Annotated in this window: 25 protein-coding genes; 14 read left to right on the forward strand and 11 right to left on the reverse strand. The window is 39.8% G+C overall.

Going from position 1 to position 21,321, the window contains the following annotated elements:
- Positions 1-192: 192 nt before the first annotated feature.
- Both AC6UD8_RS05395 and AC6UD8_RS05400 read right to left on the reverse strand, forming a co-directional pair.
- Positions 193-609, reverse strand: a complete 417-nt coding sequence (locus AC6UD8_RS05395) for a hypothetical protein (protein WP_500699722.1) — start codon at positions 607-609, stop codon at positions 193-195.
- A gap of 147 nt (positions 610-756) precedes the next feature.
- On the reverse strand, positions 757-1,896 hold the full coding sequence (locus AC6UD8_RS05400; RefSeq protein WP_500699723.1) for a trans-sulfuration enzyme family protein: 1,140 nt from the start codon (positions 1,894-1,896) through the stop codon (positions 757-759).
- Between the two features lie 232 nt (positions 1,897-2,128).
- Between AC6UD8_RS05400 and AC6UD8_RS05405 the strand changes: the two genes are divergently transcribed.
- The 8 genes from AC6UD8_RS05405 (at position 2,129) to AC6UD8_RS05440 (ending at position 9,967) form a co-directional block, all read left to right on the forward strand.
- Positions 2,129-2,779 (forward strand): TVP38/TMEM64 family protein, encoded by a 651-nt coding sequence (locus AC6UD8_RS05405; RefSeq protein ID WP_500699724.1) that lies wholly within the window; start codon positions 2,129-2,131, stop codon positions 2,777-2,779.
- 166 nt (positions 2,780-2,945) lie between these two features.
- Positions 2,946-3,665, forward strand: coding sequence for a nicotinamide mononucleotide transporter (locus AC6UD8_RS05410; protein WP_500699725.1), 720 nt, complete (start codon positions 2,946-2,948; stop codon positions 3,663-3,665).
- 350 nt (positions 3,666-4,015) lie between these two features.
- Positions 4,016-5,137 (forward strand): NAD(P)-dependent alcohol dehydrogenase, encoded by a 1,122-nt coding sequence (locus AC6UD8_RS05415; RefSeq protein ID WP_500694228.1) that lies wholly within the window; start codon positions 4,016-4,018, stop codon positions 5,135-5,137.
- A 64-nt stretch (positions 5,138-5,201) separates the two neighbouring features.
- A complete protein-coding gene (aldA, locus tag AC6UD8_RS05420) occupies positions 5,202-6,662 on the forward strand; it encodes an aldehyde dehydrogenase (RefSeq protein WP_500696236.1) in 1,461 nt (486 codons plus the stop codon).
- 165 nt (positions 6,663-6,827) lie between these two features.
- On the forward strand, positions 6,828-7,322 hold the full coding sequence (locus AC6UD8_RS05425) for a GNAT family N-acetyltransferase (protein ID WP_500699726.1): 495 nt from the start codon (positions 6,828-6,830) through the stop codon (positions 7,320-7,322).
- Between the two features lie 115 nt (positions 7,323-7,437).
- Positions 7,438-8,274 (forward strand): aldo/keto reductase, encoded by an 837-nt coding sequence (locus tag AC6UD8_RS05430; protein ID WP_500699727.1) that lies wholly within the window; start codon positions 7,438-7,440, stop codon positions 8,272-8,274.
- Positions 8,275-8,297: 23 nt separating this feature from the next.
- The gene (locus AC6UD8_RS05435) at positions 8,298-8,900 is read left to right on the forward strand and encodes an NAD(P)H-binding protein (RefSeq protein WP_500699728.1); all 603 of its coding nucleotides are present in this window, start codon (positions 8,298-8,300) and stop codon (positions 8,898-8,900) included.
- Between the two features lie 23 nt (positions 8,901-8,923).
- Complete coding sequence (locus AC6UD8_RS05440) at positions 8,924-9,967, forward strand: zinc-dependent alcohol dehydrogenase family protein (protein ID WP_500696230.1); 1,044 nt, start codon at positions 8,924-8,926, stop codon at positions 9,965-9,967.
- Positions 9,968-10,069: 102 nt separating this feature from the next.
- On the opposite strand, the gene AC6UD8_RS05445 is transcribed toward AC6UD8_RS05440, so the two are convergent.
- On the reverse strand, positions 10,070-10,807 hold the full coding sequence (locus AC6UD8_RS05445) for an SDR family oxidoreductase (RefSeq protein WP_500699729.1): 738 nt from the start codon (positions 10,805-10,807) through the stop codon (positions 10,070-10,072).
- A 22-nt stretch (positions 10,808-10,829) separates the two neighbouring features.
- Here AC6UD8_RS05445 and AC6UD8_RS05450 point away from each other — a divergent pair, with 22 nt between their 5' ends.
- A complete protein-coding gene (locus AC6UD8_RS05450) occupies positions 10,830-10,913 on the forward strand; it encodes an LCI fold-containing protein (RefSeq protein WP_500699765.1) in 84 nt (27 codons plus the stop codon).
- A 45-nt stretch (positions 10,914-10,958) separates the two neighbouring features.
- On the opposite strand, the gene AC6UD8_RS05455 is transcribed toward AC6UD8_RS05450, so the two are convergent.
- On the reverse strand, positions 10,959-11,705 hold the full coding sequence (locus AC6UD8_RS05455; protein ID WP_500699766.1) for an SDR family oxidoreductase: 747 nt from the start codon (positions 11,703-11,705) through the stop codon (positions 10,959-10,961).
- Positions 11,706-11,887: 182 nt separating this feature from the next.
- Here AC6UD8_RS05455 and AC6UD8_RS05460 point away from each other — a divergent pair, with 182 nt between their 5' ends.
- A complete protein-coding gene (locus AC6UD8_RS05460) occupies positions 11,888-13,114 on the forward strand; it encodes an ammonium transporter (protein WP_500699730.1) in 1,227 nt (408 codons plus the stop codon).
- Positions 13,115-13,577: 463 nt separating this feature from the next.
- Here AC6UD8_RS05460 and AC6UD8_RS05465 read toward each other — a convergent pair whose 3' ends face one another.
- Positions 13,578-13,934 (reverse strand): hypothetical protein, encoded by a 357-nt coding sequence (locus AC6UD8_RS05465; protein WP_500699731.1) that lies wholly within the window; start codon positions 13,932-13,934, stop codon positions 13,578-13,580.
- Positions 13,935-14,416: 482 nt separating this feature from the next.
- On the opposite strand from AC6UD8_RS05465, the gene AC6UD8_RS05470 reads away from it, so the two are divergent.
- Positions 14,417-14,983, forward strand: a complete 567-nt coding sequence (locus tag AC6UD8_RS05470) for an LbetaH domain-containing protein (RefSeq protein WP_500699732.1) — start codon at positions 14,417-14,419, stop codon at positions 14,981-14,983.
- Positions 14,984-15,130: 147 nt separating this feature from the next.
- On the opposite strand, the gene AC6UD8_RS05475 is transcribed toward AC6UD8_RS05470, so the two are convergent.
- The 4 genes from AC6UD8_RS05475 to AC6UD8_RS05490 form a co-directional block, all read right to left on the reverse strand.
- Positions 15,131-15,493 (reverse strand): type II toxin-antitoxin system PemK/MazF family toxin, encoded by a 363-nt coding sequence (locus tag AC6UD8_RS05475; protein ID WP_500699733.1) that lies wholly within the window; start codon positions 15,491-15,493, stop codon positions 15,131-15,133.
- Positions 15,490-15,732, reverse strand: coding sequence for a hypothetical protein (locus tag AC6UD8_RS05480; protein WP_500694239.1), 243 nt, complete (start codon positions 15,730-15,732; stop codon positions 15,490-15,492). Before AC6UD8_RS05480 ends, AC6UD8_RS05475 begins: the two co-directional genes overlap by 4 nt.
- Before the next feature lie 301 nt (positions 15,733-16,033).
- Positions 16,034-17,050: an NADP-dependent oxidoreductase gene (locus AC6UD8_RS05485; RefSeq protein WP_500699734.1), complete on the reverse strand. Its 1,017-nt coding sequence runs from the start codon at positions 17,048-17,050 to the stop codon at positions 16,034-16,036.
- 12 nt (positions 17,051-17,062) lie between these two features.
- Entirely contained in the window at positions 17,063-17,875 is an 813-nt protein-coding gene (locus AC6UD8_RS05490; RefSeq protein WP_500699735.1) for an oxidoreductase, read from the reverse strand.
- Between the two features lie 105 nt (positions 17,876-17,980).
- Here AC6UD8_RS05490 and AC6UD8_RS05495 point away from each other — a divergent pair, with 105 nt between their 5' ends.
- Together AC6UD8_RS05495 and AC6UD8_RS05500 are read left to right on the forward strand one after the other, a co-directional pair.
- The gene (locus AC6UD8_RS05495; RefSeq protein WP_500699736.1) at positions 17,981-18,520 is read left to right on the forward strand and encodes a TetR/AcrR family transcriptional regulator; all 540 of its coding nucleotides are present in this window, start codon (positions 17,981-17,983) and stop codon (positions 18,518-18,520) included.
- 12 nt (positions 18,521-18,532) lie between these two features.
- Complete coding sequence (locus tag AC6UD8_RS05500; RefSeq protein WP_500694243.1) at positions 18,533-19,228, forward strand: type 1 glutamine amidotransferase domain-containing protein; 696 nt, start codon at positions 18,533-18,535, stop codon at positions 19,226-19,228.
- 84 nt (positions 19,229-19,312) lie between these two features.
- Here the strand turns inward: AC6UD8_RS05500 and AC6UD8_RS05505 are convergent, their stop codons facing one another.
- Positions 19,313-19,675: a MerR family transcriptional regulator gene (locus tag AC6UD8_RS05505; RefSeq protein ID WP_500699737.1), complete on the reverse strand. Its 363-nt coding sequence runs from the start codon at positions 19,673-19,675 to the stop codon at positions 19,313-19,315.
- A 103-nt stretch (positions 19,676-19,778) separates the two neighbouring features.
- On the reverse strand, positions 19,779-20,150 hold the full coding sequence (locus AC6UD8_RS05510; RefSeq protein ID WP_500699738.1) for a carboxymuconolactone decarboxylase family protein: 372 nt from the start codon (positions 20,148-20,150) through the stop codon (positions 19,779-19,781).
- Positions 20,151-20,440: 290 nt separating this feature from the next.
- On the opposite strand from AC6UD8_RS05510, the gene AC6UD8_RS05515 reads away from it, so the two are divergent.
- Positions 20,441-21,037 (forward strand): MucBP domain-containing protein, encoded by a 597-nt coding sequence (locus AC6UD8_RS05515; protein ID WP_500699739.1) that lies wholly within the window; start codon positions 20,441-20,443, stop codon positions 21,035-21,037.
- The last annotated feature ends 284 nt before the right edge of the window (positions 21,038-21,321 follow it).

Consider the following 21,321-nt stretch of genomic DNA (forward strand, 5'->3'; position numbering starts at 1 on the left):
TGGATTGACATTTATGCATTTATCACATATAATAATAGTGTAATAAAAAAGGAAGAAATATTGCGCATCTCTTCCAAGCGCGTATTTCAGGTGCGTTAATTTGGGTAAGCTAATCAGTGATGATTAGCTTTTTTTATTATATATGAATATTAAAGCGACCCGTTAATTTATCGTTTCCAATAATTAACTTTATTAGTATTTATTAATTAGCTTATTAGGATTATTTAATTCGTTAAATTCATTTTGATTTAAGTGGATAATGCCATTTCCAATCATTGGAATTCCGCTCACTTTTGCGATCTTATAATTTGAATATACGGTCAAAGAAGTTTTAATATTGTGTTTGCTTTCATGACTTACATATTTATAGCTTACTTTAGCATCCTTAGGAACCCTTTCTTTTTTTACTGAATTATAGTTTTTATCTATTTTTGAAAGAATATCAGTGCTTTTATGACCCTTTGCCGTTTCAATAACTTTGTTATTTGCATCATATACTTTTAAGTAATCTTTCCCGGAGCTATTTAACGAGAAATTCTTACATCCACTTAGAATAAACAACATTGTTACGCAAAGAATTGGAATTACAAACTTTTTAGATAAATTCATAACTTCCTCCTTGTTTTTTAATAATTTTACCGAAGTTAGAATAATTGTCAATATAAGTTAATTTGGTACCTCATGATTAAAAAATATTATTCGGCAAAATAAAAGAAGCTAGCATATTCGTATCTAAATATGCTAGTTCTTTACTTCCTAAATTTTATCAAACGCCTGTTTCAAATCGTCCAGTAAATCTTCCTTATCCTCAATCCCAACTGACAAACGAATCAGACCGTCAGCAATTCCGTCCTTTAAACGTTCTGCTCTTGGAACGGAACCATGGGTCATGACCGCAGGAACCTCAATCAAGCTTTCAACACCACCAAGACTTTCGGCCAAGGTGATGATTTTCAAACTTTCGACAAACGTCTTCGCTGAAAGTCCTGGTTGGAGTTCAAACGAAATCATGGGACCAAAGTTACGCATCTGTTTCTTTGCCACTTCGTAGTTCGGATTGTCAGGATCACCGGGATAGTAAACCTTCGCCACTTTTGGTTCATTTTTGAGAAAATCAAGAATGGCGTTCGTGTTGTCTTGGTGAACCCGCATGCGAGCACCAAGCGTCTTAATGCCACGTTGAACCAACCAACTGTCATCTGGTCCAAGCGTACTACCGATGGAATTCTGCAGGAAGGCCAACTGTTCGGCAATCTGGTCGTCGTTAGTAACGGCAACGCCCGCAACGACGTCACTGTGTCCGCCGAGATATTTGGTGGCGGAGTGTACCACCACGTCTGCACCTAAATCCAATGGGTTCTGATTATAAGGGGTCGCAAAGGTATTATCAACGATGGTTTTGGCACCGTGTTTTTTCGCCATTTCGGATAATTTATGAATGTCGGCTACCGTCAGCAGTGGGTTCGTAGGGGTCTCAAAGTAAATGGCTTTAGTGTTGGGCTGAAAAGCAGCTTCAACAGCGTCTACATCTTGCATGTCAACGGCCGTAAACTCTAGTCCAAAACGTTTCATCACCTGATTAATCAGACGAATCGTCCCACCGTACAGGTCTTGTCCGACAATGATGTGGTCACCCTTGGAATACATCGAAAGGATGGTATTGATGGCAGCGGTCCCCGAACTGAAGGCAAAGCCGGCAGTTCCGTTTTCGAGTTCCGCCATCTGGGTTTCAAAGGCGTAACGGGTCGGATTGCCCGTCCGTGAGTATTCCCAGCGTGGATTGCCTCCCAGCTTAGTTTGTTTGAAAGTTGAGGCGCGATAGACCGGGACGGAAACGGCTCCCGTTTCCTTGTCACCAGTGATTCCGCCGTGAATTAATTTTGTGTCAATGTGCAAATTAAAAACCTCCTTGAATGTGACTATTAGGATTGATTATAGACTAGTGGTGAAAGTTAAGAAAGAAATGGCATTATGGAATTTAATTTTGTAAAATCGGTTTTATCGTTTCGTGACATGTGTTAGAATCTCCCTATTCAATTAATGTTAGGGGAAGTTTATCATCATAAAAAAATTAGAAAACAAGAAAATCGTATACTGTCTTTTAGCGATTATCGTTGTTATTGGATTAGTGATTCTATTTAAAGACTATTTTCCACAGATTCGGATGTTTTTTGATCCGAGTCAGAGGGGCGTGGCCGTCAAAGAAATTCATGAGCATGGGGTCATTGATGCGGCTCTGTTTTTAATTGTTTTAACGTTTGCGACGCTGTTACCATTTGTTCCTTATCAAGTAATCTGTGTGCTAGCCGGCATTTGTTTCGGGAACGTTTTGGGCTTTTTTATTAATTTAATTGGGTTAACCCTTGGTGGACTATGCAGTGTTAAGTTGATTAAGTCCGTCCGTAACATCGCCAGTAATTATCGAGATAAAGAGTTGAGTTTTAGTAACGTTAAGCATCCCTTTATCATTCTGTGTATTGGTTATGCCATCCCATTCTTCCCCGTTTATTTAATTAGTTACGCGGCTTCACGGTTCAAAATATCACGCAAACTACTGGTCCTAGCGGTCGTGATTGGGTCAATTCCACAGTCAATTATTTATATCGTTGGTGGGATGTACATCATTAACGGTAGCTTGAAGCGAATTGTCGGCGTCCTAGTTGGTGCCATCCTGTTTATTATTGTTTTACACATGGTCATTAATCACTTTACAAATAAAGATAGTTCTAAGAATAAGCATCAAGAAACAGCGAAAGATAGTCAAAGCAAATCAAATTAGATTAATTAGGCAATCCATCCGGGTTGTCTTTTTTTACGTTCAAAATTTGGCTTCTAGTAATGATAATGGTGTTATAATCAAGCCGTTCAATTGTTTGTAACAAAAAACTAAATAACGAGGGTTGCTTCCGATACGCCTCGCTAAAAACAATGAGGAGATGTTCATAATGTTACATGCATTAGCAAAGAGTCGATGGTTTGACCTAGTTGGAGTTGCAATCGTGGTGACTGCGTCGATTGCGAGTGGTTATCTGACGGAGAATCTGGCAGACGTCACGCACTGGGGCTCCTGGGCGGTCTTTGTTCCGTTTGGAATTATTTCGATCGTAAACGCCGTCCTTTCCATTTATTCGACTCGTCTGACGGGACGAATGAATAACCTCGGCAACGTGATTGGCATCATTAACGTAGTGTTGTCCGGCTTTATTGACTACGTTTTAGGTAATAAAGCGGCGGTCGTTACCTATCCGGTGACTTTCATCATCTACACGTTTGCGATTAATAAGTGGATGAAGACCGCTAAGTACAAGGCAACCAAACCGTATACGGGCGTCAAGAAGTGGGTCGTCATGACCAGTATTTTACTTTTGAGTCTCATATTTTCGTTTGCGGCCAATTTAGTGGGGTGGCCTAATGGTTACACGCATTTGTTATTCTGGATTGTTGTGATTGCGTTTGATTTGTCGCTGACTGCGAACATTTTAAACGCAATGAAACTGACCGTTCAGTGGAAGTACTGGTTCGTCTACAATCTGATCCAGTTACTAAAGGCCATCGTGCAGGGCAACTTCGCAAACGTTGGCAAATACATCTATTACATTATCAACTCGATTTGTGCGCTTGATTTCTGGGAGAAGCCAATCTTGAAGCCAGCGAAAATTAAATAATTAAGTAAAGGGAATCCATTTATTGGGATTCCCTTTTTTATACATAATTAAAGTTTATTTCATCACAATATTGGGAATTTTTTTGGCTTTTGACTCTACTAGAAACACAAGGGGTTGAAAGAACAATTTCTTAGATAATTATGATTTTGATGTGTTATAACTTGAATTTTTTTAGAAGACGAGTATAACAATCTGTAAGCGGTTACAGATCAAACCAATCATTTCGAAAATTCCAATCCTGTTTAATAGAAAAGAGTTTAAAAAATCAATTGTTGATTAATGAAATCAGCTTTTTCTTTGATCATAATTGCTCAATAATTAACAATTTTACATTATGGGAGGGTTTACTTATGAAGATTGAAGCAGCGGTCGTTAACAAGAAAAATGGCAAGTTCGAAATCAAAGATGATGTCGAATTAGCCAAAATGCAACCAGATGATTTACAAGTTCACATGGTTGCGACCGGAATTTGTCACTCAGATGAAGCTTTAAGAAAGGGCACGGCTGAGATTGGTTATCCGATTATTCTGGGTCATGAAGGTTCTGGGATTGTCGAAAAGGTTGGTTCGGAAGTAAAAGACTTTAAGCCCGGCGATCACGTCGTTCTGTCATTTTATGGTTGTGGAAACTGCATTAACTGTTTAAGGGGAATTCCCACTCAATGTTTAAACTATGCGGCCAATAACCTATCGGGGGTTCGTCCCGACGGCAGTGCGCACTTTACCGAAAATGGACACGATGTTGCCGACATGTTTGACCAATCATCGTTTACCACGACCACGGTGGTTCGTGAACGAAACGCCGTTAAGGTCTCAAAGGACCTCGATTTGAGAAAGTTAGGACCATTAGGTTGTGGCTATGTGACTGGTAGCGGAACGGTCTTTAATACTTTAAAGCCCGAGCCGGGCTCAACGATTGCGGTCTTTGGAACTGGAGCCGTTGGTTTGGCGGCCATGATGGCTGGTCGCATTTCCGGATGTACCAGTGTGATTGCCGTTGACATCGTTCCATCCCGTTTGAAGTTGGCTAAAGAACTTGGCGCCACTGATGCTATCAACAGTAAGGACGAGGATCCCGTTGAAGCCATCAAGAAATTAACTAATGGGCACGGAGTCGACTATGCCGTTGATACGACTGGCGTTAAACAGGTCATGGAAAGTTCGATTCAAGCCTTGGCTCAAGGTGGAACAACGGCTACGATTGCCGTAACCGACCAGCACATTAACTTGGATACTTGGAACGACCTTTGTACCAGTGATCGCAAGGTTGTCGGTGTTAACATGGGTGATTCGATTCCGCAAGTCGACGTTCCCCGTTTAATTCGTTTTTACCAATTAGGCATGTTCGACTTTGATAAGACCGAGAAGTTCTATCCATTTGATGAAATCAACGAAGCCAATGCTGATTCCATTAGCGGAAAGACGATTAAACCGGTACTAGTAATTGATAAGGACTACCAACCCGGAAAATAAGGTTGATTAAATCACTTTAACATGATTGTTGAAATTAAATGTTATTGAAAGGAAGCATCATATTATGGCTGAATTAAAACATTACCAAATGTACATTAACGGAGAATTTAAAGATTCAGATTCAGGAAAAGTATTAACGGTGCTCAATCCAGCGACGGGACAGGCAATCTCAACCGTTCCTAGTGCTAGTAAGGAAGAGACTAAACAAGCCATCGATGCCGCAGCTAAAGCCGAAGAATCATGGAAGAAGGTTCCAGCTGCCACTCGTGGTCAGTATTTGCACGCGGTCGCAAACGAAGTTCGTAAACAAAAAGACCATTTGATTTACATGCTTCAAGAAGAACAGGGCAAGATTAAGTCACTTGCCACCACTGAGATCCTATTCTCAGCCGATTACTTTGACTACATGGGAAGTGCCAGTCGAACCTATGAGGGAGAAATCCTTCAATCTGATAACGAAGACGAAAGTATCATGATTGAAAAGCAACCAATTGGCGTTGCGGCTGGCATCTTACCATGGAACTTCCCGTTCTTCTTAATTGCCAGAAAGATGGGTCCAGCACTAGTCACCGGGAATACCATTGTGATGAAACCAAGTTCTGACACCCCTAATTTAGCGCTTGAATTCGCTAAGATCGTTGAAAAAGTTGGCATTCCTAAGGGCGTTGTCAACATTGTTACGGGACCCGGTTCGGTTGTTGGTGATGAGTTGTCAAAGAATAAGAAAGTCGGCATCATCAGTCTGACTGGTTCGGTTGAATCGGGGAAACGAGTCATGACTAGTGCCGCTACCCATTTGGCCAAAGTGTCACTTGAACTTGGTGGAAAAGCTCCCGCCATTGTATGTAAAGACGCTGATATTGACTTGGCGGTTCAATCCATCATTGATTCCCGAGTTGATAATAACGGTCAGATCTGTAATAACTGTGAACGAGTATACGTCCAAGAAGACGTGGCCGACGAATTTATCAAGAAATTATCGAAGAAAATGTCAGAAATTACGGTTGGCGATCCGATGAAGGACGAAAACGTTGGGATGGGTCCACTGATTAACCAAGGAGCTTTGGATAAAGTTTCAAAGATGGTTGACCGAGCCGTTGAAGCTGGCGGCAAGGTTACCGCTGGTGGTCACAAGTTGAACATCGAAGGTGGCTTTTACTACGAACCAACGGTCATCACGAACGTCAAACAGGATTCTGAGATTATTCAAGATGAAATCTTTGGACCAGTTCTCCCAATTGTGACCTTCAAGACCTTAAGTGATGCCATCAAGATGGCTAACGATAGTGACTTTGGGCTTACTTCATCAATCTTTACCGAGAATCTGGATAACGCTCATCGTGCCGCAAATGAACTCGAAGACGGTGAAACCTACATTAACCGTTACAACTTCGAAGCCATTAATGGTTCACATTCTGGTTGGAAAGAATCTGGAATTGGTGGCGACGATGGTAAACATGGAATTGATGAATTCTTAAATACCCACACCATCTACTTACAGGGGCACCCTGATAAAGCAAAATGATAATCAATATTAATAATTAGAAACGGGATGAACTCATAGAGTCGGATCAAAAGTCGACTTTATGGGTTCATTTGTTTTAGTTCTGTTTCTTCTTCATAAATTGTCAAAGTGGCGAAAGATTGATAAGATTTAGGCACTAATTAAAAGACAACCGAGGAATAATTAATGAAATTACGTGCTTTAGAGAAAACTGATTTACCCAAACTCCATGAACTGTTTAATGATAAACGAGCCATGGACTACTGGTTCACCGAACCGTATCTTTCTATGTCGTCCCTTAACGAAAGATACGAACGTGAGAATAACGATCCGGCCGTTCGCAATTTTGCGATTGACGTTAAAGGGAAATTTGCGGGAATCGTGGCGTTGATTGACATCAATCCACGCGATCGAAACGCTGAGATTGAGATTGCGCTTGGTGACGAATTCGTTGGCAACGGCATTGCCCAGGCGGCGTTTGATGCCTGTGTGAACTATGGATTTGAGACGTTAAACCTCCACAAACTTTTCTTATACGTTGACGTGCAAAACAAGCCCGCCGTTCATATTTACGAAAAGTTTGGGTTTAAGATTGAAGGAACGCTCAAAGACCAGTTTTACGTTAACGGAAGTTACCATGACGTGTACTGGATGGCAAAATTTGAAGATGAATCGGTTTAAGACAACCAATCTTTGGTTGTTTTTTCTTTCCTACAAAACGCTTTACTTGCATTCAAGTCCAAGTAAAGGTGTAAATTATGGGGTAGTTAATAAATAACAAATAAGGAGAGTTATCATGGAATACTTTACATTAAATGACGGCAACCAAATGCCCGCAACTGGTTTTGGGACCTTTCAAATCACCAACCCAGAAGAGGCCGAACAATCGGTCATTGACGCCATCGCATCGGGTTATCGTTTAATCGATACGGCTCAATACTACCGAAACGAAGAAGCCGTGGGTCGGGGTTTAAAGAAGTCTGGCGTAAAACGCGAGGATTTATTTGTCACCTCTAAAGTTTGGTTTACTGACAGTGGTTACGACAAAACCATGAACATGTTTGAAACCAGCCTCAAAAAATTGGGGCTTGACTACCTTGATTTATACCTAATTCATCAACCTTACGGCGACACCTTTGGCTCATGGCGGGCCCTTGAAGAACTTCAAAAAGCGGGCAAAATTAAGTCCATTGGGGTTTCCAACTTCTACGATGATCAGATTACCAATTTGGCACTATTTAACGACGTTAAACCCGCCGTTAATCAGATTGAGATTAATCCTTGGGAACAACAAAAGCCCGCCGTCGACTATCTGGAATCATTTGACGTTCGTCCAGAAGCATGGGCTCCATTTGCGGAGGGCAAACACGCTATCTTTAATAACGAAACCCTGAAAGCAATTGGTGCTAAGTACAAAAAGAGTGTTGGTCAGGTCATCTTACGTTGGGAATTTCAACGTGGAATCGTGACCCTGGCTAAATCAACTCATAAGAATCGGATGGAAGAAAACATCAATATCTTCGACTTTGAATTAAGTGACGATGATATGAAGGAGATCGCCAAGTTGGACAAGGGTGAAAGCCAATTCTTTGACCACCGTGATCCAAAGACCATTCAAAATTTCGTTAAGTAATGAGAATGCGAAAGGCATAATTTATGAAGAAAATTTTAATTATTGGAGCGACCGGAAACGTCTGTCAAGAGGTCAGAAAGAACCTGTTGGAAAAGACCGATGATTTTTTGACACTCTTTTCAAGAAGTGCAGGTCAAAAGTTTAGTGATGATGATCGTGAACGAGCCGTAAGTGGCGACGTAAATGACTTATCCGACCTTGAAAAAGTAGTGCATGGTCAAGACGAAGTGTTTGTGGCACTTAGTGGCAATTTACCGGAAATGGCCAGGAACGTTGTGGCCGCCATGGATGATGAAAACGTCAAACGCCTGGTCTTCATTACGTCAATGGGCATCTATAATGAGGTCCCTGAAGAAATTTCGGCAAGTGGAAACCTGAAAAATAATCCGCGACTGGCACCGTATCGTGAGGCGGCCGATGTGATTGAAAGTTCTGATTTAGATTACACGTTAATTCGACCGGGATGGTTTGATAACGGCAGTAGTGAATACGAAATTACGTATAAAGGTCAAGATGTTAGCGGTAATCGGGTAGCCGTTGCCAGTATTGCTGACCTAGCGACACGCCTGCTTCAAGATGACCAGCTGGATTTAAGGGAAAGTTTAGGAATTAATCGAAAAGCTTAGTTAAATGAATGTGAGGAATTGAAATGAAAGCAACGGAATTTATCAAACCGGGCGATGTTGAACTTGTTGACACGCCCAAACCTAAGATTGAAAAACCAACCGATGCCATTATCAAGGTGGTAAGGGCCAGTGTTTGTGGATCCGACCTCTGGTGGTATCGTGGCATTGACGAACGAAAACGCGATACCTTTGTTGGTCACGAAGCCATCGGGATTGTCGATTCAGTTGGGTCCGACGTCAAGGACGTTCAACCCGGTGACTTTGTGATTGCACCATTTACCCATGGTTGTGGTCACTGTGCTGCTTGTTTGGCGGGTTTTGACGGTAACTGTATGAACCAAGAAAAGGGTGCCAACATTGGTTATCAAGCCCAGTACTTCAGATACATCAACGCCAACTGGGGACTCGTCAAGATTCCGGGTCAACCATCGGACTATTCAGACGAGATGTTGAAGTCATTAGTTACCCTTTCTGACGTCATGGCAACGGGTTATCACGCTGCTGCCAGCGCCGAAGTGAAGGACGGTGACACCGTTGTCGTCATGGGTGACGGTGCCGTCGGCCTTTGTGGTGTAATTGCGGCCAAGTTGCGTGGCGCAAAACGAATCATTGCCATGAGTCGTCACGAGGATCGCCAAAAGTTAGCCAAGGAGTTTGGCGCCACTGACATCGTCCCAGAACGTGGGGATGAAGCGGTGAAGCACGTGATGGAACTAACTGACGGAGCTGGCGCTGATGCCATCCTTGAATGTGTTGGAACCGAACAGTCGGTTGATACGGCAACTAAGGTTGCTAGACCAGGCGCTGTCGTTGGCCGGGTGGGAATTCCCCAAAAGGCTGACATGAATACCAACAAACTTTTTTACAACAACACCGGTTTGCGTGGCGGCATTGCGCCCGTTACCACTTACGACCGTGATGTATTGTTGAAGGCGGTTCTTGATGGCAAGATTAATCCCGGAAAAGTCTTTACCAAGGAATTTGATTTAGACCACGTCAAGGATGCTTATACCGCCATGGATAAACGAGAAGCCATTAAATCGTTATTGATTGTTGATAAGGATTAATTATGTTTGACTGAACAATAGTTTAATGAAATTAGAATGACTAGTTTTTCAAAAAAATAAGCCCTTACTCGATTTGAGTAAGGGCTTATTTGGTATATTCACTTACACATCCTGGTCGGTTGGACGAACCAAGACTTCGTTAATATCAACGTTTTCTGGTTGACTCATCATGAAGACCGCGATTTCTGCGATGTTTTCGGGATTTAACCAACCATGTTTGCCAGCTTCAATCTGTTTTTTAATCTTGTCATCGTTGATGGTGTCCATCAGGTTCGTGTCAACAAAGCCGGGTGAGACGATCCCGGTCCGAATTCCATTTTGGTGTTGTTCCTGACGGAGCCCCTCCATGATGGCTTTGACGGCGTACTTGGAACCGTTATAAACGGCGGAGTTAGGGTAAACCACGTGTCCAGCAACGGAATCGGTGGCCATGATTAAACCTTGACCCTGTTGTTTCATTTGTGGGACCGCGGCCACAATCCCGTTCAAGACGCCCATGATATTGATGTCAATGGTTTTCTTCCAATCGGTTAAACGATCTGGGTCGTCGATAGGACCCTGTGGCATGATGCCAGCGTTATTATACATGACGTCTAGTTGACCATACTTGTCGATTGCCATGCCGGTCAGTTCCTGAACGTCTTCTTTTTTAGTAACATCCGTAATTTTGTAAGAAAAGTTTTTTGGATTATCAACTTCGGTAGAAAGCTCTTCAAGTTGTTCCTCATTTCTAGCACCGACGACCACTTTGGCACCCCGAGACAAAGCTAACTTGGCGGTGGCAGCTCCCATCCCAGAACTACCACCGGTGATAACTACAACTTTATTTTCGATTGTCATAATAAAACCCCTCTTCCAACTTATGACTTCCGATACGGGATCATTTAACGCTAAATTTAGTCCTGATTCAAGTAAATGGGTTCCAAAATTGATTAAGATTCTGTGACAAAAAAACTCCCACTCGTTGAGTAGGAGTTAAATCAAGGTTTTATTAAACGTCTTGGTCGGTCGGGCGAACCAAAACCTCGTTAATGTCGACGTTTTCTGGTTGACTCATCATGAAGACCGCAATCTCTGCGATGTCGTCAGGTTCTAACCAGCCATACTTGGTGTTGTTATTTTGTTCAATACTCTTTTGAATGGTATCGTCGTGAACAGTTGACATCAGGTTGGTATCAACGGCTCCGGGTGAGACAATCCCGGTCTTGATGCCGTTTTGGTGTTGTTCCTGACGCAGACCTTCCATGATGGCTTTAACGGCGTACTTCGAACCGTTGTAGACGGCTGAACCAGGGTAAACGACGTGACCTGCGACCGAGTCGGTAGCCATGATTAAACCGTGACCCTGTTTCTTCATTTGGGGAACGGCGGCCACAATCCCGTTTAATACTCCCATAATGTTGGTGTTTAAAATATCCTGCCATTCGCTTAATTTAGCTGGATTGTCAACCATTCCCTGCGGCATGATCCCAGCGTTGTTATAAATTACGTCGAGCTTGCCAAACTTTTTGATGGCTAAATCGACTAAGGACTGCACCTCGTCTTTTTTCGTAACGTCAGTTTGTTGGTAGGCAAAGTTTTCGGGATGGTCAACTTCATCGGCCATTCGTTCTAATTTTTCTTCATTTCGTGATCCAACGACCACTTTGGCACCTCGTGTAAGGGCCAACTTAGCGGTAGCTTCTCCCATTCCAGAAGAGCCACCGGTGATGACAACAACTTTATCTTTAACAGACATCATAACAACTCCCTTCTTAATACAGTTAAATGGTAACCTCTCATATGGCGTAAACGTCAAGAAAGTCGACTTGATGAAACTTTTCCGTCTTCCATGTAACGTTTTGAGACATTAAACCTGTTCAAATGAAAATTAAAGCCTAGACTATTAGTATACTAAATTGATGAACGGGCGTGACTTACATGGCAGCAAACGAGGTTTTTGTATTTATCTGTACGATTTTGGTGTTCTTCATGACACCGGGACTGGCGTTTTTCTACGCCGGGATGGTTTCAAGAAAAAACGTGGTGAACACCCTGATGTCAGTCTTCATCATGTGCAGCATTCCCGTTCTTTTGTGGGTCATCATTGGCTACTCGCTCTCATTTTCTGGGAACTACTTCAACGTTATCGGTGGGCTGCATGATTTCATGTTACATAATTTCAACTTTACCGCCCCAGCAACTGCCGGTCCCATCTCGAACGGTTCATACATGCTGTTTCAGATGATGTTTGCCATTATCACGCCAGCCCTTTGGATTGGTGGAATCGTTGGCCGGATGAAGTTTAAGTTCTTGATTATGTTCACGATTGCCTGGTGTATCTTGATTTACTATCCACTCGTTCACATCGTATGGGGTGGGGGTTTTTTACAACAGATGGGCGTCTTGGACTTTGCTGGTGGAACGGTCATTCACATTAACGCGGGAATTACCGCCCTGGTGTTGGCCAACATGCTCGGACGACACAAACGGGGTAAGAACGATAAAGCCTATAACCTGACCTGGGTCTTTTTGGGAACGGTCATCTTGTGGCTTGGTTGGTACGGTTTTAACTGTGGGTCGGCACTCGCCATTAATCACATCGCGTTTCAGGCAATGCTGACGACCACGATTGCTACGGCAACCTCGATGTTGACATGGATTATTTTGGACGTTTTCATCTTGGGCGCACCATCCCTGATGGGCGCATGTACTGGAACTTTGTGTGGCCTGGTTGCCATCACTCCAGCCTGTGGGTTCGTTGGGATTGGCAGTGCGATTGCGATTGGCGTCATTGCCACCTTATGTAGTTACACTTTCATTAAATACTTAAAGCCCCGCTTGCACGTCGACGATACGTTAGATGCGTTCGGTTGTCATGGGGTATCTGGAATTGTTGGTAGTCTTTTGACTGGACTGTTCGCTAGTAAGGCAATTAATCCGCAGGTGAAGTTTAGTGGCATCTTTGCTGGTGGTTCACTCCATCAGTTTTGGATTCAGCTGCTGGCAACTGGTTTCAGTATCGTGTTTGTGACCATCATGGTTTTCTTGATTGTGTTAGTGCTAAAGCACGTTACGAAAATGCGAGTCACTCCAGAAGAAGAGGAGAAGGGACTGGACCTAAGCGAGCATAAGGAACGAATTGATTGTGATGCGATTAATCGCTAGAATAACATGAAAGAAAATAATTTTATGTAGTTTTCCTACTAAGTAAAAAAGCTCCTTCCTAAAGTGAAAGGAGCTTTTCTCTAGTCTTTAGTTCCAGAAAAATAGTTAAGTAAAAAGGCAATTAATTTTTCAATCAAATGAGTTAATAAATTAATTATTACTGGAATAATGACTGATAGTAAGAGATACATCAAATCACCGACGAGTATAGTTAGTATTGTGGTGTAAATACTCGCCTTAATTAGTATATTATTGACTAAATAATAATATTAGATATAATTAAAACAGTAAGAGATAAACAAGTCACCAGTTTGTGGTGAACTGATGATTGAGCTTACCAGCTAAAGCTGGTGGGCTCTTTTTTGTCTTACTATCGAAGCTAATGTCAATTGAATTACCACGTTTTTGATTTTATTTTTTTCATTTTAAAACCAATATTGTTAATATTATCTATTCAGTTTGATTATTCTAGCTCTATGTATTTCACTTGAAATTGTGGGAATAAAATCCTAATACCTGAATAATTGAGTCTTCCGTAAACACCAATGTTTTTTTGCCCTAACGATCCTACGTAATAATCTAAGTTTCCTGACCCTTGATCATCTGATAAATTTTTTAATGTCTCATATTTATGGCGTTTTATGTAGTTATAAGTGGCTAAATTCTTGCTAAACTTTTTAATTTTAGTATTTGATAAAGTTATTGCTCTCATTTGAATGCTTACTGCTGCATGGTCAGCAAATAAAAGGTCAAAAGCAAGAAAACCAATCGATAAAATGATAATGAGTGATGTTGATATAAGAATTGTTTTAGCTTTCATTTTGTAGTCCCCTTAATTTATTGTTTTTCGTGATAATATTTTATCACGAAATGTTATTTATGTAACATAACACCTATGAAAACGGATAAGTTAATTTTGTTTGTTGTAATTTCAATTTTCTCGGTGCTTTTGGTTGTTTTTAGTAATATTAATTCTGTGAGTGCATCGTCAATGAGGGATATGAACTCAAGTAATGTTGAGGTGAAATACATATAAGTTATTTAATATTAATTCAAATCCAATTAATATTTTTAGCAAGGACTTAATGAACATGGACATGGGGTCAAAGATTGCTCATCATGGAGAGTCAAAAGAAACGACATCACAATTGGCCTAAAACTGCATGGTATCGAAATTAGAAAAAGTGCTATTAGATATTATAGGTAGGCATTTATGTGATTTTCTGTTTCTCATTATAATGATGATACAATTGTCACAGGAGCCTTTATAACTCTAAAAAACAAAAATCGAGGTAGATATCTATGTCAAAAGAAGATGATCTTTTAAAGGCCGCCTTAAACGGTGGAACGTTTGACTTTCGTGACCCGTCGTTTAAACCAATCTTTGATATTCATTTTAAAAATGCTGAATTATTGAAACAGTTTAACAGTGAACCAGATCCAGTTAAGCAACAGGAAATCTTGGCTAAGATTACTGGCAGAGAAGTACCGGAAAACGTGATTGTCTTTCCACCACTTCAGACTGATTTTGGTCGCAACATTTTCTTAAAATCAGGAGTCTTAATCAACACTGATTGTCTGTTTGACGATGCTGGTGGAATTTATCTCGACGAAAACGTTTTGATTGGACCACGAGTTTCACTGATTACGCTTAACCACGATACGCGACCAGACCACCGGAATTTGATTACTACTGGTGCCATTCACATTCACAAAAATGCTTGGCTTGGAACTGGTGTCATTGTTCTTCCAGGTGTTACCATTGGTGAGAATGCCATTATCGGTGCTGGCTCGGTTGTCAATAAGAATGTTCCTGCCAATTCAACTTACGTAGGCGATCCGGCCAAACCAATTAAGCGGCATGACTAAGAGTGAAATTGGTTTTAGCGTTTTTGAAACGTGGAATGATTTGAGATAATAAAACTGTGAGTATTAACAATATAAATGCCAAAGCCCCTAACTAATGCGATAGTTAGAGGCTTTTTGTGGCGTATCAGTTTTTTATTACTATTTGTTTTATCCCTGGCTAGGGAAATTAAAGATCTGACCTACTAGTTGTTCTATGATTAGTAAGTCGTATTGAGTTAATTTTTCAATGAATTTAATATTTCTATCACTGTTACTAGACCAATCATAACTTGCTAGTTGACTAGTTATAACCTGACCATGTGTTTTGTATCCATTTAAATTAAAATTACCAGCATAGTTCCGAATTGTACTCGTAATTGGACAAACAACAACAAAACGAGTTGCGTCATTAAAGGCTTTGGTACTGATTACTAGGCCAGGACGTCTTTTTTTAATTTCGTTTCCTCTACTGGGATCAAAATCAATCCAAACAACGTCTCCTTGATTTGGACAATACGATTGATTATTCAAATCATTTCACGTCCCTCTAGTTGACTTTTATTATTAATGGGAGACTGGTAAAGTTTTCCGTTGGCATATTTTTTGTCGCCATAAATTTGTTTTATTTTTGGGACCAACATAAGTGCTCCCTGTTGATCTTTAGTTAGAAAGTATTCTTGTCCCAAAGCTAATCCATATTCTTTTTGAGTCTCACTATTGAAGTTAATACCAATTGAGTTTCCGCGTTTTCTGATTTTAACTTTTTCCATCAACATCATCTCCTTAATTACATTGTATCACATGTAACACCGAAGAACATAAGAGTACATAGTTTTTCTTTTTTTATTGTTAATTAAACTTTTTAATATATTTAGAACCTCTTAATTGGTTTTGAATTTTTGGTATTTTATTTCTCATTATTGGTGACTGTTGTTCGTTTTTGGAGGATTTATAGGATGGTTTGTTCCTGAAATTGTTGATGTATTTAAATAAATTAAATGAAGTGCCAGACATAGAATTTTAACTTTATCTGGCACTTCATTTTATTTTTACGGTTTTTGTTAAATAGTTTTACCTCATCTCAATCACTATCTTGCCAGTAGCGTGGTGTGATTCCAGTAGTTTATATCCCGCTAGCACGTCACTAAACGGGAAGACCTTATCAATAATCGGCCTTAACTGCTGGTCTTCAATCATTTGGGTTAAAATGTCTAGTTGAGGTCCACTGGGATGCATGATGAAGAAGGTGTATTCAACGTGATGTTTTTTAGCTAAAAGTCGCAGGGGACCACTAGCAATCCCAAACAAAATTGATTTAAACCAGCCGAGATGGTGTTCCATTCCAAATTTAAAGGTTGGAATTCCGTTGATTGTGATTAGCTTGCCACCTGGTTTTAAGATTTTAAAGGTATCTTTGAGGGTCCTGCCGCCATGACTGTCAAAGGCAATGTCGTAATCGCTTAACACCTCGGAAAAATCCGTCATATGATAATCAATCACTTGATCGGCACCTAAAGAGCGCATTAACGCCACGTTCTTTTGACTCGTGGTCGTCGCAACGAAGGCACCCCGCGCTTTGGCAATCTGAATTGCCATGGTACCAACGCCACCAGATCCGGCTTGAATGAAGACTTTTTGGCCCTTTTTCAGTTTGCCAATTTCAATTAAAGCCTGATAGCTCGTTAATCCGGTTAAGGGAACGGCACTGGCATCTACTATACTTAGGTTACTAGGCGTTTTAGCGATGTCATTTTCGTCAATCGCGATAAATTCGGTTAGAGTGCCACTTTGATAATCATCAGGACGCCCGTACACCTGGTCACCCAGTTGGAATTTAGTTACCTTTTTGCCGACTTTGACCACCGTTCCGGAAAAGTCATTACCAACGGTGATCGGTAATTTGTAAGGCATGATGATTTTTACTTTACCAGATTGAATCGTATAGTCGATTGGGTTGAGTGACGAGGCCGCAATTGACACTAAGATCTCGTTGTCATTGATTTGAGGAACGGGAATGGTGTCTTTTACAAAGGGCGTTCGGTATTTCAGCAGTTGCAGCGCAGTCATTTGTTTGGGAATGTTAGTCATATTAGGCACCTCCTACATAAATTTGGGGATTAGGCGATCCATCAGTCTCGTTGGTAAAACGGCGTTGAAGAACGCGGTTGGTTTCGCACCGAACCCGATGAGATATCGTGGTCTGGGATTTCTGGCTAAAACGACTTTTTGAATTGTTTTGGCAATCAAAGTGGGTTGTGACGCTAATTTTGAAGCATAAATTTTATTAGTTTTCTCGGTCATTTCTTTCGCGGCTGCTTCGTACTTGGTTCCTTTGGAGGAATTAACCAGCTTGTTCATAGCGATTTTGGACCAGTTACTTTTAACGACACCCGGTTCAATTAAGACTACCTGGATGCCAAATCTTCTTACTTCCATTCGAAGTGAATCACTTAAAGTTTCAAGCGCATGTTTGGATGCGAAGTACCAGCCGGCGAGTGGACTACTGAACCGGCCCGCCATTGAAGAAATATTGATGATTTTGCCCGCGTGTTGTTTTTCCATGTAAGGTAGAACCAGTTTGGTTAGGGCAACTAATCCAAAGACGTTGACGTCAAATTGGCGTTTGGCTTCCTCAGTACTGACGTTTTCGATGGAGCCAAAAGAACCATAACCAGCCCCGTTGATCAAGACGTCAATCTTGCCGGCAGTTTGAATAACTTGATGAACACCTTTTTGCATCGAATCTTGGTCGGTAACGTCCATGTTAATTGATGTAACCCCGAAAGCCTTTAATGGTTCCATTGCGTCCGTGTTTCTGGCAGCCCCAAAAACTTGATAACCGGAGTTTGCCAGTCGTTTAGCGGTTTGATATCCCATTCCGGAGCTAGCTCCTGTGATTAAGATTGTTTTCATTAGTTACCTCCTAAATGATATAAGTTTCGTTGATTAAGTTACACGAGTATATTATAATACAACTGTTGCATTTGCAACTATGAACTTAAAAAAAGGTGATTATTAATGGAAAAAAAGATTGACAGAAGAGTTCGAAAGACTCAAAAAGCCATCCAAGATAGCTTTCGTGAACTATTGCAGGAGAAACCTAGTTTAGATCATATTTCGGTCAAAAAGATTTGCGATCAAGCCGACATTACGAGAAAAGCCTTTTACGACCACTATTCGGACAAGTCGGCGCTGGTTCTGGACTTTATGAATTCGTATTTTAGAGAGTTGAGGTTGACCTGTCAGAATGTTGACGACACCAAAGTCCAAGAAAAGATTGAACTTTGGATTAATTTCTTCACTCAGGATGGTAATTTCTTTCGTAATCTATTACAAAGTCAGGATTCGTACCAGTTCAGAAAGGAATTCAATGATTTCACCAGGGAACAACTGGCGTTTGTCACTAAAGACATCAGTCAAACGGAACTAGACTTCATTTGCTACGGAATTGATGGCATCATCGAAGAGCTGGTTTTATCAGACGAACAGGTTAATAAGGGTAAGCTGGCCAAGAGAGTGAAGGCGATTTTAGTGCCATATCTGAGTCAAGATAAATAGGAGGATGATGCGATGAAAAAAATTTTAGTGGTCGAGACTAACACGACTAATTTTCCCAAGAGTAATCGACTGACTGGTCTGTGGTTGGGTGAATCAGCTGAGTTTGTGGCGGAAGTTCAAAGGGCTGGATACGAAGTGGACTATCTTAGTCCGAATGGGGCATACATTCCGATTGATCCAAGAAGTATGAAGTCGTCGTATGTTGATGCTGATACTCTAAAAATGTATCAAGATCGGGACTATCAGAATCGTGGATTGTCTAACACTATGAAGCCAACTGACATTAACCCAGAAGACTATTTGGCGATTTACTATACCGGTGGTCACGGAGTAATGTGGGATTTTCCCGATGACCCGCAGTTACAGAAAATCAGTTTGGAAATCTACAATAACGGTGGATACATCTGTTCGGTGTGTCATGGCATTGCTGGAATCCTTAACATTAAGCTGCCGAATGGGAAATATCTCATTTCTAATAAAAAAATTACTGGTTTTACGACTGCTGAGGAAGTTTTAAGTGGCAACTATAAAAGAGTGCCGTTCTTAAATGAGAAGGTTGCCAACAAACACGGCGCTCATTTTGAAAAAGTACGACCATTTAAAAGCCATGTCGTAAAAGACGGACGCTTAATTACGGGACAAAATCCGCAATCACCGAAAGCGGTGGCAAAGGAGCTTGTGAGGGCGATAAATATAAGCAAGAAATAAAAAGATATATAATACTAATTATCAATTTAGCTAAAAGGAGGCTCACAATGATTGCCATTGTGAGTCTCTTTTAAATAAAAATGATTAATTTTCCTTTTCTTTTTTCATTTGCTTATATATTTCTAATTTTTTGTTTATAAAATTGATGTAATTATTTACGATATTTTTGTTTTCAATAAGATGTTTTTTATGTTCATTTAGTAAATAAATTCTTTCATCAATTGAACTGTTACCCTTTTTTCGTAACATTGAATATTTAACAATTGTTTTTAATGGCATTCCAGTTTGTTTTAATCTTTTTATGAATTCAATCCATTTTATGTCTTTTTCTTGGTACATTCTTCGATTGCTTTTAGATCTTTTCGGATTCAATAATCCCAATTTTTCATAGTACCGTATTGTATCCATTGAAAGGTTTACTTTTTTAGAAAATTCACCAATATTCATAATTAATTATCCTATTCTGTTGATATAGATCTAAAATTGTATTTATATTAGCATGAATTATACTATATAATAATTTGTTTTTAACAGTAAAAGGCTAAATAAATTAACGTGATTTAAATACAGTTTTAGCTACTTCAATTGCATTCAACACTTTAGGAAATCCAACATATGGTATGCACTGGATAAACGTTTCTATTATTTCGTCTTTTGTAAGACCAACATTTAAACTCCCATTAATATGAACTTTTAATTGCTCTTTAGTGTCTCCTTGGGTTAATAGGGAAGTAATTGTTATCATTTCTCGTTGCTTTAAGTTTAGGGTTCCTCTTCCATAAATATCGTTAAAAGCAAATTCGATAATCAAAGATCCAACATCTGGAGCAACTTCATTCAATGACTCCATAACTTGATCGGCTGAAGACACATCGATCTTATCTAACAATTTTTTGCCATTTTCAAATCTTTTGTTATCCATAAAATATTATCTCCTTTATTTTTGTTAATTAGATAATATCTTATGGAGTTAACTCCATGTAAAGCGTGATTTTAGGATATTAAAAATATCATTTTAATTACGTACTACTAATAAGGTCATAATTTAAATTATTATAGATAATTGTAGAGAAATAAGTTTATAATTAAGATGAATAATTAGAAAGATAGGAGATTAAGAAATGCTATTACATAAATATTTAAAATTATTATCTCACTCGGAATCTTTTTTGTGGTTCTCAAGTAATTAATAAAAGTGTTCATGCCGATGATGTGAATAATCAATCAGTTACGCTACAAATTAATTATCTTGATAGTGAAAGCTATCAACCAATCTCGTCGTCTACTTCTATAACTGGAAATGCGGGATCTTCTTATCACATTACTCCTTCACAAATTAGTAATTATAAGTTTTTTGGTAGTAGTGACCCGATTAATGGTACTTTTACTTCTGGTGATAATGTAATTAATTTATATTATAGTAAGACTCCTGCAGCTAGCTCAAACTCATCTAATTCCAGTAGTTCAAAAACTAGTAAAGAGGCTCAAAGTGCCCCTAGTTCTAAGAATTCATCCAGCAATAACAGTCCTATGAAAAATGGATCGAAAGCAGCAATTAATAATTCAAATAATCCAAATAAGTCTAGTAACACAAATGATTCAAGAAAATCGAAAGTCGATAAAAAGAATGCTAGTTCATCTCCGGTTACTAGTAAAACGGATGATAATGGTAAAAATGCTGGTAGCAAAAACAAAGTCAAAAATTCTGGTCATGAAAAGAAAGATACAAATAAAAAATCAACTAAGCATGATAAAAGAAATAAAAGTAGTAAAACGCCATGGATTATTGCAATTATTGTGTTAATTTAGTTGGTGCAGTTGGTGGATTCATCTGGCATCGTTTCCACAAATCAGAACACTTTAAACATTAATTTTAATAAGAACTGAATATCAGTAAAATACAACTAATTTATGATTAGTTGTATTTTTTATGATTTATATTTTATTTAAGTGTGAAATTTGAAATTATATAGCAAGCAGTACCATTATTTCTGTCGTTCATAATAAGTCTGAACTACAGTACTTTGATCATGCAATTAATCTAAATAGCTTAATTTGATAGTCATCCTCAGGCCACTAGCGGTTTGGGGATG

It is taken from the genome of Fructilactobacillus sp. X1R3C1, from assembly GCF_059901545.1.